Source organism: Vibrio sp. QJM3NY_26, assembly GCF_057786005.1.
Genome location: NZ_CM173515.1, coordinates 1402213 through 1419990, shown reverse-complemented (window position 1 = coordinate 1419990; position 17778 = coordinate 1402213). Strand labels below are relative to the sequence as shown.

At 41.9% G+C, this 17778-nt stretch carries 13 protein-coding genes and 2 pseudogenes; 6 read left to right on the top strand and 9 right to left on the bottom strand.

Going from position 1 to position 17778, the window contains the following annotated elements; translation table 11 throughout:
* Nucleotides 1–205: 205 nt before the first annotated feature.
* Nucleotides 206–1714, top strand: a complete 1509-nt coding sequence (locus tag AC3CH4_RS06340) for a DUF3360 domain-containing protein (protein WP_114633325.1) — start codon at nt 206–208, stop codon at nt 1712–1714.
* 700 nt (nt 1715–2414) lie between these two features.
* Nucleotides 2415–3497 carry an MBL fold metallo-hydrolase gene (locus tag AC3CH4_RS06335; protein WP_488543463.1) on the top strand — a complete coding sequence of 361 codons (1083 nt, stop codon included), beginning with the start codon at nt 2415–2417 and terminating at the stop codon, nt 3495–3497.
* Nucleotides 3498–3716: 219 nt separating this feature from the next.
* Here AC3CH4_RS06335 and AC3CH4_RS06330 read toward each other — a convergent pair.
* The 5 genes and pseudogenes from AC3CH4_RS06330 to AC3CH4_RS06310 all read right to left on the bottom strand — a co-directional run.
* Nucleotides 3717–3824 (bottom strand): annotated as a pseudogene (locus AC3CH4_RS06330) (alpha/beta fold hydrolase); the annotation flags it as partial.
* Between the two features lie 10 nt (nt 3825–3834).
* Entirely contained in the window at nt 3835–4977 is a 1143-nt protein-coding gene (locus AC3CH4_RS06325; protein WP_488543622.1) for an MFS transporter, read from the bottom strand.
* Between the two features lie 45 nt (nt 4978–5022).
* Nucleotides 5023–5754 carry a GTPase gene (locus tag AC3CH4_RS06320; protein ID WP_102551805.1) on the bottom strand — a complete coding sequence of 244 codons (732 nt, stop codon included), beginning with the start codon at nt 5752–5754 and terminating at the stop codon, nt 5023–5025.
* Nucleotides 5755–5829: 75 nt separating this feature from the next.
* Entirely contained in the window at nt 5830–5973 is a 144-nt protein-coding gene (locus AC3CH4_RS06315; RefSeq protein WP_157938716.1) for a hypothetical protein, read from the bottom strand.
* A 520-nt stretch (nt 5974–6493) separates the two neighbouring features.
* Nucleotides 6494–6622: pseudogene (locus AC3CH4_RS06310) on the bottom strand (alpha/beta fold hydrolase); the annotation flags it as partial.
* A gap of 79 nt (nt 6623–6701) precedes the next feature.
* On the opposite strand from AC3CH4_RS06310, the gene AC3CH4_RS06305 reads away from it, so the two are divergent.
* Nucleotides 6702–6959, top strand: coding sequence for a hypothetical protein (locus AC3CH4_RS06305; RefSeq protein WP_017085640.1), 258 nt, complete (start codon nt 6702–6704; stop codon nt 6957–6959).
* A gap of 301 nt (nt 6960–7260) precedes the next feature.
* Here the strand turns inward: AC3CH4_RS06305 and AC3CH4_RS06300 are convergent, their stop codons facing one another.
* Nucleotides 7261–8133: an alpha/beta fold hydrolase gene (locus AC3CH4_RS06300; RefSeq protein WP_488543462.1), complete on the bottom strand. Its 873-nt coding sequence runs from the start codon at nt 8131–8133 to the stop codon at nt 7261–7263.
* A gap of 301 nt (nt 8134–8434) precedes the next feature.
* On the opposite strand from AC3CH4_RS06300, the gene AC3CH4_RS06295 reads away from it, so the two are divergent.
* From AC3CH4_RS06295 to AC3CH4_RS06285, 3 genes are all read left to right on the top strand, one after another.
* The gene (locus AC3CH4_RS06295) at nt 8435–10651 is read left to right on the top strand and encodes an AAA family ATPase (RefSeq protein WP_488543461.1); all 2217 of its coding nucleotides are present in this window, start codon (nt 8435–8437) and stop codon (nt 10649–10651) included.
* A 2-nt stretch (nt 10652–10653) separates the two neighbouring features.
* Nucleotides 10654–11601 (top strand): UvrD-helicase domain-containing protein, encoded by a 948-nt coding sequence (locus tag AC3CH4_RS06290; RefSeq protein WP_488543460.1) that lies wholly within the window; start codon nt 10654–10656, stop codon nt 11599–11601.
* A gap of 323 nt (nt 11602–11924) precedes the next feature.
* Nucleotides 11925–12470, top strand: coding sequence for a 3'-5' exonuclease (locus tag AC3CH4_RS06285; RefSeq protein ID WP_488543459.1), 546 nt, complete (start codon nt 11925–11927; stop codon nt 12468–12470).
* A gap of 129 nt (nt 12471–12599) precedes the next feature.
* Here AC3CH4_RS06285 and pheT read toward each other — a convergent pair whose 3' ends face one another.
* The 3 genes from pheT to AC3CH4_RS06270 all read right to left on the bottom strand — a co-directional run bounded on the left by pheT (nt 12600) and on the right by AC3CH4_RS06270 (nt 17579).
* The gene (pheT, locus tag AC3CH4_RS06280; RefSeq protein ID WP_488543458.1) at nt 12600–15005 is read right to left on the bottom strand and encodes a phenylalanine--tRNA ligase subunit beta; all 2406 of its coding nucleotides are present in this window, start codon (nt 15003–15005) and stop codon (nt 12600–12602) included.
* 18 nt (nt 15006–15023) lie between these two features.
* Complete coding sequence (gene pheS, locus AC3CH4_RS06275; RefSeq protein WP_004734764.1) at nt 15024–16007, bottom strand: phenylalanine--tRNA ligase subunit alpha; 984 nt, start codon at nt 16005–16007, stop codon at nt 15024–15026.
* A gap of 399 nt (nt 16008–16406) precedes the next feature.
* Nucleotides 16407–17579 carry a diguanylate cyclase gene (locus AC3CH4_RS06270; RefSeq protein WP_488543457.1) on the bottom strand — a complete coding sequence of 391 codons (1173 nt, stop codon included), beginning with the start codon at nt 17577–17579 and terminating at the stop codon, nt 16407–16409.
* Nucleotides 17580–17778: the final 199 nt, after the last annotated feature.

Here is a 17778-nt window from a genome sequence, read left to right as displayed (position 1 = left end):
TACAGTGTCTAATACTAGTCGTCCAACTCTACGACTAATGTCTAACTACCTGAGACTATTTGTTTTTTTTGGTTTGGTATAAGGTACTAACAACTAAATGTTAATGAATTTTTAATTATAAGTTGACACATTGTTTACGACTTTGCGTGAGTCAATAACGTTTGTTGGAATAACACGCCTTAGAGTGTGAACGAAAGGAATCAAAATGAGCAGCACTTTAGAGTCCGTACATATACAAGCAGATAAACCTCAAACCAGTGAGGATGAACTCACTTATGAACAACAACACAAACCAAGATCGGAATTTGATTCCCGCGAACAATATTTAGAGCATGAGTTACAAATCATGGCGCCTAAACGCTGGCGTCCCAATTTGCCGTTTAAAGATTATCGATTCGAAATAGAAGATACCATCCCAGCGATGGCGGCGACCATTGGTAAGATTGTTATGGTGGGCGCCATTGCAGCCACCTTTGCCGGGGCTCTCGGATTAAATGAAGACTTCATTCTAGAAAACGTTCGTTATGAACTCCTCATCGCCTCTGTTTTCATCATTCTTTTCTCTGGATTTTTATTGCCGACCGCGAACCTCGCAGGTACACACGGCCCACTCATTCCTTTAATCCCGATTGTCGTTGCAGCTGGCGGACACCCTATGGCGTTTGGGTTGCTGATTGGCGCTTTTGGCCTCATCTTAGCCATCAGTAAAGGTGGCAGTATGTTGGCCAACCTCACCAGTAAAGGCGTGTGTGGCGGCTTATTACTCTACCTCGGCTTTGTTGGAACCGCCTCTCAAGTGAAAAAGCTGTTCGCTTGGGCTGAGGGAATCGGCATGAGCCACATCGCTTTTGTGGTGATCTTTTGCACCATCATTTTGTACGCGCTATTGGAACACTTCCGCAAACGTTGGTTAGCGGTGCCTCTTAGTTGCTTACTGGGTGGTACAATTGCATTTGCCATGGGTGCCCCATTTGCTTTCCACACTGAGCCAGGATTGCCTAACATGAACCCTATGTATTGGTGGGGAGAAGATACAGGTTGGATGCTAGGCCTGCCGACGATTGAACACTTCATGGTGGTATTGCCGTTTGCTATTTTAGCCGTGGCAATGTGGTCGCCAGATTTCTTAGGGCATCAAGTATTCCAAAAGATCAGCTATCCAGAGCGTACTGAAAAAGTACACATGAACATTGACGACACCATGACCACGGCTTCAATTCGTCAAACGTTCGGTTCCCTGCTCGGCGGTACTAACTTTACGTCTTCATGGGGTACTTATATCGTACCCGCGGCGATTGCTAAACGCCCTATCCCTGCAGGCGCTTTGCTCACAGCTCTGTTCTGTATCATCGCCGCTGTTTGGGGTTACCCAATGGATTTAGCTATCTGGCAACCTGTATTGTGTGTTGCGCTAATTGTTGGGGTATTTGTGCCATTGCTAGAAGCTGGAATGGAAATGACTCGTGAAGGGAAAACCACCCAATCAGCAGCGATTGTTGTGTTTTCTTCAGCGCTCGTTAACCCTGCATTTGGTTGGGCTCTCACCATGCTGTTAGACAACTTAGGCTTAGTCGGTTGTAAAGAACGTAGCAGTGAACTGAGTAAAATGAGCCGCTGGGTGTTGCCTGGCACTATGTTCATTGTGTTAAGTGGTGTGATGGCGTTGGTTGGTCTTCTACCGGGCATACCGGCGATTATCCCAAGTTTTCGTTAACCTCTAGATTAGAATGATTGAGTGGTTGCTTCTTTCTGTTGTTAACTTTCAAACTGGATTCGTTATCTGCATTAAAAATTGAAGCTATCGTTGATAGTCTTTTTGGACAAAAAAAAAGCCACTTAATGTAAAAAGTGGCTTTTCTATTTTTCTACAATGTACATATCTTTTCTTTCTTTTACAGTGTTACGGTTTACGTTGAAACTTGTTCGTTTTCCACTGACGATGTTCCATCAGTTATTAAAGCGTAGTCTAATTGCTAGCCTTGTCAATAAACACGTCGATTCAGATTAACCAATCTTTTCTAATATCATTTTCTCCAACCAGACTGGATTCTGGGTAGCCCAACTCCGTTAAGTCAGTGGCCAAAACTATTGGTGCGGATCACTCACGAGCACTATGAACTTGGCTATGACAAATGAGATAACGTGCAAAACCATCGAGGTATGGTAATTCATTGAAATATTGATACTTAATAAAAGGCTGTAGAGACCTTACGTAAAGGCATTCACTTTTGGTTTTTGCGGGCTTGAAGTTGATAGAATCGGTTTTGAGCTATACGCTCGTTGTTAACAGTGCGCTAGCCGCTAACAATACGCTCGCTGTTAACAAACAGTTGGTTAACTTAGTGTGGTTATAGCTAAGTTTATTTTAAACTGGCACATTATCGAATCACCATATAAAGAGTTTTAGAGAGTCAATGATGAACGATACGAAAATTTTCATTAGTGCCATTTTAGTCTTAGTTACTTTATCTGCATGTTCTTCACACTCGCCTGAATACTCCCAAAAACCTTCATTGGTGGATGAGCCAAACCATCATACAAGCAACGGTTATCAGAACCACCCATTTATAGAAACTGCCGCACCTAAAGGGGGCTTGTTTTATATGCAAAGAGCATGGGACTCGGTGTTTGTCCCTGATATCCCCGATGGACATCAGCTAACAGAGAAGGAGTCTCTTCAACTTTTAAACTCTATTGAAAGCGATAGTGTTACTTGGTTAGGGCATGCAAGTTTTTTAATTACGACCTCTGGAGTGACGATTCTGACTGACCCTTTTTTGTCAAAATTCGCCAGCCCCGTCCCATGGGCCGGCCCAAAAAGGTTTGTTGATTTACCCATACCTATAAATAAATTGCCTCCTATAGATATAGTGATTGTTTCACATAATCATTATGACCACTTGGATGATCAAACAGTTAGGAAATTAGAAAACAAAAACAATATTCATGTCGTTGTTCCTTTAGGACTTAAGTCTTTTTTTACCGAACGAGGGTATAACAAGGTTACTGAGTTAGATTGGGGAAAGTCAGTGTCAGTTTCAGGAATAGAGATAACAGCGGAGCCTTCTGTTCATGATTCAGCAAGAAGTACATCTGATCATAATGAAACGCTATGGGCCTCTTGGGTTATTGAAAGTTTACAAAATCGTCTCCTTTTTGTTGGCGATACAGGTTACTCAGAAACCATATTCAATAATGTCGGTGAGAAATATGGCTCCTTTGATTTTGCTATTTTGCCTATTGGAGCATATGAGCCTAGGGAATTATTGTGGATGTCGCATGCCACACCTGAAGAGGCTGTCTCTATCGGCATAGATGTTCGCGCAAAAACATTGATTGCTTCTCACTGGGGAACCATTAGCGGTTTATCGGATGAGCCAGCATTTGAACCTCCGATACGTTTTAAGAAGGCGGGAAGAGATAGTGGATTTTCTGACAAAAATCTATGGACAATGAAAATTGGTGAAACAAGAGGGATCGCACCAACGATCAACTAACTAACTAACTAACTAACTAACTAACTAACTAACTAACTAACTACATTGCCCTACCAAAGATAATCCGTCATTTACTAAATTAGGAATTTCACAAACTAATTTTGTTCAATTCCTCCCCTTTCTCATTACCAACAAGAGATTAGAGATGTCAATCAAGGGGAGCTCAGTAGGGGATTGTTAGTCGAACAATTACAACTACCCTTCAACAACTACAACGCCCTACTTCACTGACTTAAACGCTTTCATCAACGTTGTGTTGAACTGTTCTGGTTGCTCTAGCATTGGGAAGTTGCCTGAGTCTTCAACGTAGTAAATACTGTAGTTTCGATGAGTGTCACTATTGTTTCTGTAGCTTATCGAATCCATTAATCCGCTGATGAAGCTGCGTTCCCATAGTCAACGATACCAAGAGGCTAATCAAAGCAATAATTGATCCTGTAACAAACACCCATTGATAACCAGACATCCAGATGATTCCCAACAAAAAGGGTAGGAACACCGCTGCAATATGGTTGATAGTGAATGACAAACTCGCCGTTGAAGCCACTTCATCTTCCCTAATTGTCTTTTTAAAGTAGGTGTTTAAAGCTATGGCAAAACTAAAAATGATACTGTCGATAACATACAACCCCGCAGCCGCATAATGATCATCCACAAATGCGTAAGATAGGAACACCAACACTAACGCGGCATACTCAATGATCAAAGCCAGCCTCTCTCCTACTCGGTCGATAAATCTCCCAACATAAGGTAGAGCAAGAGTTGCTGCTAAGCTGGATACCATAAATAAAGCGGCCATCATCGCAATCGTATAATGAAACTTGGTCACCATCAGTAAGCCAGCAAAGGCCACAAAGATCTGTCTTCTTGCTCCACTCAAAAAGGTAAGAATGTAATAGGTCGTGTATTCACGTCGGACAATGAGTTTAGTGTGTTGTTTAACCTCTGTATGAGTATTTTTAAACATGACCAAGTAAACCGCTAACCAGAAACATATTGCTCCACAAGTAAAGAAAATGGCCTTATCTGAAACGTCAAAAAGATAGCTCGCGACCATAATGCATAGAAAAGTCACCATCGAGAAGAATGAGGCAGCAGACCGAATTTTCCCCATTGATTCACTGAAGTTCTCAGTCGCTAACAACTGTGTTGAGAGTGATTTGTTCACCGCTTCTAAATAATGGAAACCAATAGACATGATCGTCGTGCTGAAATAGAAGCCATAAATCGAAGGCAAATACCCTGTCATGGCAACGCCTAGCCCTAATGTTGCAACCGACAATACCGCGACTCTTTGTTCTGAAGCGATGAACAACAGAAACAAAACAGTAAATGAAAGCAAGCCTGGGATTTCCCTAACACTCTGCAATACACCCACATCAGCCCCAGTCATACCAACAGTGTCGACAGCGAAGTTATTCATCACGACTCGCCACCCCGTATTCGCTATCACTGACGCGATGGCGATGAAAACCAACATCGCGAATGAGCTTCGCGATGTTAAAACCCTAAGCCAGAGAGTCATTTAAGCCGCCGATTCTAAAAGAAAGTCTTGAATATGATCGCGCATGAATAAAGCCATCGAAGAAAGGTCTTCCCATGTTTCTTTATTCGTGTGAGTAATGCACTCAACAAAAACTTTGCTTAAATGTGGTTCAGCATGTAACCAACGACTGACATATTGTCCGGTGTAACACACGTGCTGCATTTCATCTTCTAAGATTTTTTGAATCGTTGGACGCATTTGTTTCATGTAATCATCGTCAGACTCATCAATGATCGCCAAATGCAGTAACAGTAAACGCCACGAACGTATTTCAATAGAATGAACCCTAAAGAGGAATGTCTTGAGCTCATCGTCAAAGTTCATGACTTTATCTAACTCATATTGAACTTCATGTTCATGCGTTTCTGTCTCGTACCCAGTAAAAGGGATAAGGCTGGCAAACAACGTAGAATGATTCATTTCATCGTTATAGTGACGCAACATAAGCGGCCTTAATTCATCATCTGCATACCGCTCTGCGATCATTCGTAACCTTGCCGCACCTTTAGCTTCATCGATTGCATTGTGCAAAAGGTAGTAAGCCATCATCTTTTTATTTTGAAAAATAGTTCGAGCCAAACCATTCATCATCTCAGAAGTGAAAGACAAATCAGATACTAAATATTTCTCGATGCAATCCTTGTACTCTTTTGAAAGACTCACACCTTGAGTATCGAATAAACCATAGAGACTGTTTTGTATATTATTCATAAACCATTCCTTTCCTCAGCATACATCTTCAATAAAGCACTCTCTCGAGTGCCTTATCGAGAGGGAGCAAGCTAGTTAGCGAGACTCTTTCTTGTGGTGTTCTGACGGGGCTGGATTCGGTTCAAAGGCAGCATTTGATCGCACCAGTCTTGGAGGTTGGTTAGAGATATCTTGCTTCTTAAGTTTTAACGATAAAGCCGTTCTTAGTTTTCCGTTCATATTCAGATCCTCAAAATAATGGAATGTTCTGGGCTTGGTAACGATATGCAACAAAGACAAAGAACACTGAGACAATACAGCTCGTTAACAAATTGTTACACGATCATTTTTAGAATGTTATTTTTTGGGATTAATAAGTATTCAGAGAGCTTTTACTTCTTTGAGAAATTCATTGGAGATTATTATTTGTCGCTGACGATGATGTACAAATCAGGTCTGTACCAGTTGGATTGAATAACAAGTAAAACGAAGCCGCGGACTTATCGCTGTTAATGAAATCCCGTGGAACGATTCTAGTAAACCAAATCCTCCCCCCTCTAGCTCCCCCTCAAATGCAGTTCACCGATCTCATTAGATTAACGTTCGAGGGGGAGAACATTCTTTGGCGCTGAACATATAACTGTACTTGTCACGATCGGTATTCAGTTCCTCCCCTTTCCCATTACCAACAAGAGATTGGAGATGTAAACCAAGGGGAGGTTAGGAGGGGATTATCAGCCTATTCTCACGTGCAACCGCCCTACTTCACTAACTTAACCGCTTTCATCAACGTTGTGTTGAACTGCTCAGGTTGCTCTAGCATTGGGAAGTGGCCTGAGTCTTCAATGTAGTAAATGCTGTAATCCTTGATGTGTTTCTTGTTCGCTTCTTAATCCGTCAACCTCAAAATTTCTTGCTAAAAAGGTAGAAAAGTTTATAGTATTTTGTAGGTAAAGTTGAGAATCGATATGTCATTACAGAAAAAACAATCCAAAGTATCACTGAACATCAAAATCTCATCAGACTTAGATGTTCGTCTTAAACGAGCGAGAAAAGCAGCGCGTGAACAGGGCTTAATGTTCAACGTATCTCAAGAAGTTGAAAAGTTTCTTGAGAAGGAAATAAAGAAAGTGGAACGCCAGCTATCAATCGATGAAGAGATTAAGAATAACCTCGAGGATCTTGGTGGGCTTAATATAGATAAAATGATGAAATCAATGGATTAATCAAAACACTAACGTATTGATTAAACTGAATTTAAAAATGACAAAGCGTGGAGATGATTATGGGCACAATAATTGGACTGTTAATTTTGGCTGGTATCAGTGTATTCCTAAAGCGTCAAACGGGACTTCATTTGCATGAGTGGATTACAAAAAAATATAAAGAATCTCAAGACAAAAAATAATGGACTCTATCAGATTGACAGGCTCCATCGATTTAACTTAAAAACTAAGGCCTCGCAAACGCGAAGCCTTGGTTTTATCTATCTAACGGGTACAACCACCCTTTAATAACTACAGCACCCTACTTCACTGACTTCACCGCATTCATCAACGTTGTGTTGAACTGCTGTGGTTGCTCAAGCATTGGGAAGTGGCCTGAATCTTCAATGTAGTAAATACTGTAATCCTTGATGTGTTTCTTGTTCGCTTCTAAATCCGTTGGCCATAGGCGAGCGTTCACCAATATTACTGGCACATTCACTTTCTCATACACGCGGTGCGCTTCACCTGTTACGTATTGACCTAGATAATGGCGGAACTGGTTTATCGCGATAGCTGGCGGTGCTGAGGCCATGTCTTGCGTTACCCAGTAAAGTAAATCCGCGTCTATGTCTTTTGGTAGCGAGTCTTTCACGAACATAGTAATGCCCGTTTGGAAGTCTGCTTCAAAGGGTTTGGTCATTGCATCTAGGTCGCCTAGTGAAACGGCTAATGCGACGTTTTGTGATGTGTCGACACCAATAATGCCCTTCACCCTTTTCGGCATCAGTTTAGCGGCTTCGGCAATAACACCACCCGCCATGGAGTGCCCGACTAAGATGACGGATTCGAGTTGTTCTTTCTCGATGACGGCTTTGATGTCTTCAGCGAACGCAACCATGGTGTACTCTTCGCGATTAAACGATGAGTTACCGTGCCCTGCTAAGTCCATAGTGATCACTTGGTACTGCTTTGAAAACTCACTCACTTGGTTTTGCCAAAGCCTGCTGTCTAAGCTCCAACCGTGAATGAAGATCAGCGCCGTATCTCCGCTCCCACTTTTGCCATACGCAATTTGCTCACCATCGTGAGATATCGCGATACCGTACTTAACCGTTGAATCATGAGCCATGGCACTCATGCTACCAAGCGCCATGAAAACCAAGAGTGTGATGTTTAGAATTAAACGTTTCATAGTGTCTCTCTACTTACTTTGGAGGGAACACAGAAAGCGCCCCTCTCAATCAATATAGTTACTATAAAGTGTGAAGTTGTAGACAGGTCAAGGGTCACATTTAAGAATGGCGCACTAAATTAGATTTAAAAACACTGTATTTTTCGACGCCCCCCCAACATGAAGTTCTCAAACCAACTATTTACATATTTATCAGTAACTTAAATCCCACAAAAAAAGTGTTATTTTTAACTTTACCTTATGAGGATCAGTTAACGCGGAGTATTATACCATCCAAATAAGACATTGATTTCGAGGCTATATGCACATCACCAAGTTAAACCTAGTCAACTACCGTAATTTCAAGAACGTTAAGCTTCATTTTCACAAAGGTATCAACACAGTAATTGGTGAGAATGCATCAGGTAAGACTAACTTATTCCGAGCAATGAGATTACTACTTGATAACTCAATGCCTCGTTCGTCTACCAAACTGTCTGAGGATGATTTCTGTAGGTCGCTAGGTCCTTGGAAAGGACATTGGATTATTATAAGTTGTGAGTTTAGCGATATTTCTAGTGATGAAGCTAGTCAATCCCTGTTTCTCCATGGTAACGGAAATATCGACGGCGAAAGCGAGGTGGTAACCAAAGCTACTTATAACCTAATATTCAGGCCTAAAGCTCATATACGCCAAGCTCTTTCAATACTACCCCCAGGTGATGCTACAGCACTAGAAGAGTGTTTAAGCGATGTTTCGATAGAAGACTATGAAACGGTATTAACTGGAAAAAGCACAGCTAACTTTGCTGATCCGGAGGAATATAAATCTATTGTTGGTGACTTTGATGCTATCGTTTTTCCAAGTGAATTAAACAACCCAGGTGTTGGTGTACGTTTACCATATATCCTTAATATGCCTAATGAGGTTTCTTTTACTTTCATTAAAGCACTCAGAGACGTGGTTTCTGATTTCCACAATAATAGAACTAACCCTTTGTTAACACTGCTAAAAAATAAGTCAGGAGAGATCTCCCCTGAAGACTTTCAACCAATAGCTGAGTTGATCGGAACATTAAATGAAAATATTGAAGGTTTGCCTGACGTCTGTGATATTAGAGATGACATAACATCGACGGTAGGTGACACAGTTGGGGATACCTACTCACCAAACTCTATTTCTATTCGCTCAAGCTTAACTGATGATTCAGACCAATTATTCCAGTCCCTCAAGCTTTTTGTTGCAGAGTCCAACGATGTGCATGAAGGTGCTATTCATGAAATGAGTTTAGGTGGCGCGAATCTTTTATACCTCACTTTGAAACTTCTAGAGTTCAAATATCAGAAAGCTAATCAGTCTATCGCTAACTTTTTGTTGATTGAGGAGCCAGAAGCTCATATCCATACTCATATACAAAAGTCATTATTCGATAATATTAACTACGATAATACTCAAATCATATACTCCACTCATTCGTCACATATCTCTGAAGTTAGTAATATCAAAAATATGAACATTATTGGAGTTGTTGAAGGTAATTGTGAGGTCTTCCAGCCTGCTACGGGTCTTAGTGATCCGCAATGTGGGTTTGTTCAACGCTATCTGGATGCGATTCGCAGCAATCTATTGTTTGCGCGAAGTGTCATTTTGGTTGAAGGAGATGCGGAAGAAATCCTGATTCCAGTTCTGTTCAAAAAGGTAACAGGCCTAAGCTTAGATGAAATGGGCATTAGTCTTGTTAATATAAGAAGCACTGGGTTTGAAAATATTGCGATGCTCTTTAGTGACGAACGTATTAAGAAGCGTTGTAGTATCATCACTGATCTCGATGACACGTTTTTTGATACGACAATCCGCAACACTGATAGTGTTCCTTTAAAGAAAAAAAAGAAAAAAGCTCAAGGCTCTAAAGAATCAGGACAAAGCAGAAAAACAGCGCTTGATACATTCTGTACAGGTAATCAATGGTTAAAGCCTTTCTACGCAGATCATACCTTCGAAGTTGATTTCATTAAATCCTCGAATAGTTCCTATCTAAAGAAAATAGTCAATGATGTTTATGTTGATCCTGCCACAAGAGTTACAGCTAAAGGTGAACTATCTAACGCAGACATCGCTATATCGGGTGTTAGAGCATTAACAATGGCAAATCATCAAGGTAAGGGCTGGTTTGCTATTACTCTTGGCAACGCTATTAACTTTAAAGTGGTAATTCCAAAGTATATTTTTGAAGCAATAAAATTTGCTCATGGTGAATTTAAGCCTGAACTTGTTTTGAAGGTACTATCTCATCGATATCAAAGAATTGTTGAGCATGTTGCTGAAGGTACAATGAATATGAGAGCAGCTGAAGCAGCTGGTAATTTGGTTCTCAAAACAAAGTGGGAAACATACCTAGCACCTTATGAAACAGGAATTGAAATATTTTCTCCTAAATGGGAAGCATTCGATTTACTGATTGATGATATAGATGACATAAAAGCTGAGTTTATTGCTGACTTCCCGACAGAAAATAATCACTTCTTAGAAAGGATTTAATGATGTTCGTATGGGATAAAGATGATCTTAATGATGAGCAAGTCGATGCTATTCGGCAACCGGGTAACGTATTCCTTGAAGCATGCCCGGGCAGTGGTAAGACACGTACATTAACGTACAAAATAGCTCTCGAATTGTCGAATTTGACTGATACAAAAAAGTGGATCGTCGCAATAACATATACGAATCGAGCGGCTGATGAGATTCGTGAAAGAATAGAGTTACTAGGCGTTGGGACTTCACAACTATGGATAGGAACAATTCACGCGTTTTGTTTAGAGTGGATAATAAAGCCTTACGGTATATACCATTACAAACTTCAAAATGGCTTCAAGGTAATTAACTCATATGACAGTGAAGAGCTAATTACCAATATTTGTACTGGATTGCGACCTCGATATAAGATCACCTATTATCAGTGTTCGCATTTTTATACCCCAAGAGGCATCAATATCACAGGGAATGGTGGGAGTCTAGCTAACAGTGTTTTGGAGGCTTATCATCAACACCTAGCCGAGAACCATCAGATAGACTTTGAACAGATATTATACTTTTCGTATGAGCTTTTGAGCAATAAGGTGGCTATACCAAAGATATTATCAAATCTGTTTGCTTACGTTTTTATAGATGAATATCAAGATACTAAAGAGATACAGTACTCAATTGTAGCAAGTATAATGAGAGCTAATCCGAGTAAGGTGAACACCTTTATAGTTGGTGACCCAAACCAAGCTATATATACGTCATTGGGTGGCTATGCTATATCCCATACAGAACTTGAATCTTTAACTGAAGCTACTTTTACCCCAATGTCTTTGGATAAGAATTATCGAAGCTCCAGCAGAATTATCGAAGCTCCAGCAGAATTATCGAATACTATCGAAATTATAATGTCAGTCCGAGTGCAACTAGTGCAGAAGGTAGCGAGAAAGATTATCAGAGTACAATAACCTATGATCAAATTACTCACAAAGATGATTTAGTAGAACAGGTAAGCCGATATATTGAACACAATATTGACAACTGCAATATTAAAGAGAGTGAAATTTGCGTCATCGCCCCTTGGTGGACGCATTTAGCCGCGTTGACTCGAAACCTAGTACATCGATTACCTCAATATAGTTTTGACGGACCTGGTTTGGTTCCGTTTTCTAGAGACATTGAGAACTTTTGGTACAAGCTTACGAGAATCATTCTCACTGAACCTTCCCCTAGTATGTACGTAAAGCGTCTAAGGTGGGCATCTGAAATTTTATATGATTTAGAAATAGCAATGGTGGACATCGAATCTATCACCTCCAAAGATCTTCTTAAATCTCTTAATTCTATTTCAATTGATAGGGAAGATGGAATTGCTTATCTTCGTACTTTCTTTGATGAGCTATTCGATATTTTAGGAATTGACTATTCTCTTTATCCAATGCTTCAAGAGCACTATGAATCTTTCTTCAGTAGTACAGAAGATCGAATAAGTAGACTCCGTAGAGATAGCGAGGAATTTGCGACAGACATAGACGCTTTTCGTAGAGCATTTAAGCCGAGAAGTGGAATAAAAGTGTCAACAATACATGGGGTAAAAGGTGGTGAATATGACGCAGTTATATCTTTCGGCCTACTTGAAGGGTTAGTGCCTAACTTCAATGATTCTTCTGAAGAAAGTGCTAAGAAGCTTCTTTATGTTATAGGCTCAAGGGCTAGGAAAAATCTACACTTGATCTCTGAAAAAGGGAGAATGACTGGCTTTCATCCAAACCAAACTGAGCGCACTTCCACAGAAGTACTTCGATGCATCACATATAGTTATAATGATTTAATCTAGCCATTAACAAGCTAGAACACAGATTATGGCTTCTCGGTGTACTGTTAAGAATCACAGCCCTCCCCTAATTACTCCCACAAAAAAGGCCTCGCAATGCGAGGCCTTTGGTTTTCTATCTATCAGAGGAGATTAGTCGCGAAGTGCTGCGCCGAATTTCTCTGAGATTGAAGCTACGATAGCATCTACTGAACCAGCGATGTCTGCATCTTCAAGTGTGCGCTCTACAGACTGTAGGCTAAGTGCGATAGCTAGGCTCTTCTTACCTTCTTCAACGCCTTGACCAACGTATACGTCGAACAATTTAGCGCCTGTTAGGAATTCGCCACCAGCTGCGATACACGCTTCTACGATGTCGCCAGAAGCGACTGCTTCGTCAACAACGACTGCGATATCACGACGGTTTGCAGGGAACTTAGATACGGCTACTGCTTCTGGAAGCACGCGAGTGTTGATAGCTGCCCATTCGATTTCGAATACGATAGTACGGCCGTTAAGACCAAACTTACGCTCTAGTTCTGGGTGAACAGTACCAATGATACCCACCTCTTTGCCGTCTACTACGATAGCCGCAGTTTGACCTGGGTGAAGTGCTGGGTGCTTAGCTGCTTTGAAGCTGTATGCGATTTCGTTTGCAGAAAGCTCAAGAACTGCTTCTAGGTCACCTTTAAGATCGAAGAAATCTACAGTGTTAGTTGCAATGTCCCAGTGCTCTTCGCCACGAGTACCAGAGATAACGCCCGCAAGCATCATTTCTTGGCGCATGCCGTTTTCAGCAGTTGCTTCAGGGATGAAACGTAGGCCTGATTCGAATAGACGAACGCGAGACTGTTGACGCTTCTGGTTGTGAACAACTGTGTTTAGAAGACCTTGGATTAGGCCAAGACGCATTGCTGACATATCCGCAGAGATTGGGAATGGCAGGATTAGCGGCTCAACACCAGGTACAACAAGCTTTTGCTGTTCAGGTTCTACGAAGCTGTATGTGATTGCTTCGTGGTAGCCACGGTCTACAAGAAGGTCACGAACGCGCTTAAGCGGTTGGTTAGCTTCTTTGTGGTCATTCATTTTAAGTGCCGCTTTAGGCGCTTGGTTTGGAATGTTATCGTAACCGTAGATACGACCTACTTCTTCAATTAGGTCTTGCTCGATTGCGATATCAAAACGCCAAGATGGAGACGTTGCCGTCCAACCAGCTTCAGTCGTCTCAACTTCACAACCTAGGCGAGTAAGAATTTCCACTACGTCTGTAGATGGGATTTCGTGACCTAGTAGGCTGTCTAGCTTAGCGCGACGTAGAGCAACTACGTTTGCTTTAGGAAGATCAGCTTCAGATTCGCTGCCGTTTACTGGCGCAACTTCACCACCACAGATTTCAACTAGAAGCTGTGTTGCACGCTCCATTGCTGCTGCTTGTAGCGTTGAATCAACACCACGTTCGAAACGTAGAGAAGAATCTGTGTGAAGGCCGTAAGCACGTGCGCGACCACGGATGTGATCCGGTGCGAAGAATGCAGCTTCAAGAAGTACGTCTGTCGTTTCAGTAGTAACACCTGAATCTTGACCGCCAAAGATACCAGCGATTGCTAGTGCTTTGTTTTGGTCTGCGATAACAAGTGTGTTGCTGTTTAGTTCAGCTTCGTTGCCATCTAGAAGTGTTAGCTTTTCGCCCTGCTCTGCTAGACGAACCACGATACCGCCTTCGATCTTAGCTAGATCAAATGCGTGCATTGGTTGGCCTTGCTCTAGCATCACGTAGTTTGTGATGTCTACAACTGGGTCGATTGAACGGATACCACAACGGCGCAGTTTTTCTTGCATCCAGATTGGCGATTCCGCTTTCACGTTTACGTTCTTAACCACACGGCCAAGGTAACGTGGACAAGCATCAGTTGCTTTGATTTCAACAGATACTGTGTCTTCAATGCTTGTTGCAACAGCGTCAACTGTTGGCTCTGTAACGTCTGCGCGGTTTAGTACGCCAACTTCACGAGCAAGGCCACGGATGCTGAAGCAGTCTGCGCGGTTTGCTGTTAGGTCTACGTCGATAGTCACGTCGTTAAGCTCTAGAAGCTCACGTACGTCCATACCTAGCGTTGTGCCTTCTGGCAGCTCAAGGATGCCGTCAGACTCTACGTCGATACCTAGCTCAGAGAAAGAACAAAGCATGCCGTGCGATGGAACGCCACGTAGTTTTGCTTTCTTGATTTTGAAGTCACCAGGAAGTACTGCACCAACTGTCGCTACTGCTACAGTTAGGCCAAGACGACAGTTAGATGCACCACATACGATGTCTAACAGCTCTTTATTACCTTCTGCATCAACAGCGCCGATATCAATTTTTGTAACTTGTAGTTTGTCTGCGTCTGGGTGCTGACCGCACTCAACCACTTTACCTACTTTAACGCCGGTGAAAACACCCGCAACAGGTTCTACATCGTCAACTTCCAAACCAGCCATAGTGATTTGGTGAGCTAGCTCTTCGCTGTTAATTGCAGGTTTAACCCACTCGCGTAGCCAAGATTCACTGAATTTCATAGTTTTGACTGCCCCGGATTACTTGAATTGTTTAAGGAAACGAAGGTCGTTCTCGAAGAACGCACGAAGGTCATTTACGCCGTAACGAAGCATCGTTAGACGCTCTACACCCATACCGAATGCAAAACCAGAGTATTTCTCAGGGTCGATGCCAACAGAGCGAAGTACGTTAGGGTGAACCATGCCACAGCCTAGAACTTCTAGCCATTTGCCATCTTTACGTTTCACGTCAACTTCAGCTGAAGGCTCTGTGAACGGGAAGAATGAAGGACGGAAACGCACTTCAACTTCTTCTTCAAAGAAGTTACAAAGGAAATCGTTAAGAATGCCTTTAAGTTGTGCGAAGTTTACGTTCTCATCAACTAACATACCTTCCACTTGGTGGAACATTGGCGTGTGAGTTTGATCGTAGTCGTTACGGTAAACACGACCCGGAGCAATGAAGCGGAATGGCGGTTTGCCGTTTTCCATCGTACGGATTTGAACACCAGAAGTGTGCGTACGTAGCATTAGATCAGGGTTGAAGAAGAAAGTATCGTGATCAGTACGAGCTGGGTGATCGTCTGCGATGTTTAGTGCATCAAAGTTGTGGAATGCATCTTCAATCTCAGGGCCAGACTCAGTGCTAAAGCCAAGCTCACCAAAGAACTGTTCGATACGCTCAACAGTGCGAGTAACTGGGTGAAGACCACCGTTCTCAATGCGACGACCTGGTAGGCTCACATCGATAGTTTCTTCAGCTAGTTTCGCTTCAAGCTCTGCACGTTGAAGTGCGTCTTTGCGAGCTGCGATCGCTTGTTGAACAGCACCTTTCGCTTTGTTGATCTCTTGACCAGCAGTACGACGCTCTTCAGGTGGAAGTTTACCTAGGCTTTGTAGTTGAAGAGTTAATTCACCCTTCTTACCTAAATACTGAACTCGCACTTCATCAAGTGCGACTAACGAATCTGCTGTATCAATAGCAGTCGTTGCATTAGCAATGATCTCTTCTAGATGTTGCATCATTTCCTCATCTACCAGTTGGTAGTGTCCGTATCGGATGATTAGTTTTTTTAGATAGCTACACATACTAATCAAACACGCAACCAATGCCAAATTGAATCGCTAAAAGAGCAAGTTATTGACTAAAAACACGGCAAATTTAACAGGATATTAATGAGGAGTAAGAAGAAGTGGAACAATTACTGGTTCCACTTCTTTATTTGGAGGTGAGCTAGGTTCTAGATTTGAAGCGAGCGGAGCTCTAAAACTAAAGTGAACTGTGTTCTAAATCTGACGTGAGTTATGTTCTAAATTAAAAGCGAGCTACGTTCTGGATCTGAGGTGAACTGAGCTCTAACTCTAAGTCTAAGTCTAAGTCTAAGTCTAAGTCTAAGTCTAAGTCTAAGTCTAAGTCTAAGTCTAAAGTGAACCGTGCTCTAAATCTGAATGGAACTGCGCTCTAGATTTTAAATGAACTGAGTTCGATATCTGAATCGAGCACACGCTGTTTTTGCCCGCGTTTTTCGCTAAATAAACAGACTCATCGGCGGCTTTAACCAACTCATTCATGGACCCGAATTCTTGGGTTATTTCAGCTACACCGACACTAATACTGCCAATCCAAACTTGATTACTGGTTTCAACCTCTAATTCAGACACTTTCTGTCGAGTCGTTTCCGCGATGTGCATACCGCCTTTAAGATCAGTATCTGGGCAAATCACCAAGAACTCATCGCCCCCTAATCGACACACAATATCGTCATTGCGAAACATATTTTTCAGTTCACGCGCGAGGGTTTGTAGCACCAAGTCACCTGCATCGTGGCCACTGGTGTCGTTAATGCGCTTGAAGTGGTCGGCATCAATCATAATGCACACTAAAGGCATGCCAAGTTCTTTCGAGTCTTGCCAATGTACCGCTAACTGTTTAAAAGCACTGCGACGGTTAGGTAATTTAGTGAGTGAATCTGTTAACGACAGTTCTTCAAGTTTCTTGTTCGCTTGTTTTAACTCTGCCGTACGTTCCTCGACTTTTTCTTCGAGTAACTGGTTGAAGCGTAACAACTGTTTGTTGCGCTCAGAGACTTGTTCAAATAAGCCGTTAAGAGCCGCGAGTAAAGGGATGGTTGAAGAGTCTTTTTGCTTTTCTTCTGCTTCAAACGCTTGTTGAGGTGTTGCCCCCTTTTCTATCGCGGCCACTTGTCGAGCCATGTTTTGGTCGATACCGAGGATGTGGTATGCAAGCCAATGGATTAGGAAATCAAGTAACTGCCGTGCTGACGACTGATCTTCTTCCAAGATGAATGCTTGCATGCTGTAGATATCTCGCATAAACATGCGATGAACTTTGATGTGTTCTTCAATGTGTAAATCGTATACACCGCAATCTCTCATTAAAGATTCTTCTTCTTTAAAATGAAATTCGGCATAGCGTGTGAGATCGAGTAAAGCGACGCTCATGTCGTCTATAGAGATAGTATTCTCTGACAGCAGGTTTCCGTAGTGGTTGATAAAACCAACAAGGTATTGATGTTGTTCGTCTACGATGCCAATGCCTGTTTCAAAGTTATTATCCCAATTAAATGAATTCATAAATCCCTTAGGGCCGATACCACCAGCATGCTTCACATGCATATTCGGAGGTTATAGATGCTCGAAAAATATAACCATTTTACCTGTGGGACTATTCGATTGTTTGATCCATTTTATAAAAATACGAATTTGAACATTCTAAATATGGCTCATCTTAAATTTGAGACGTTCCCTTTAACAAGAACGCCTCACGAAACCA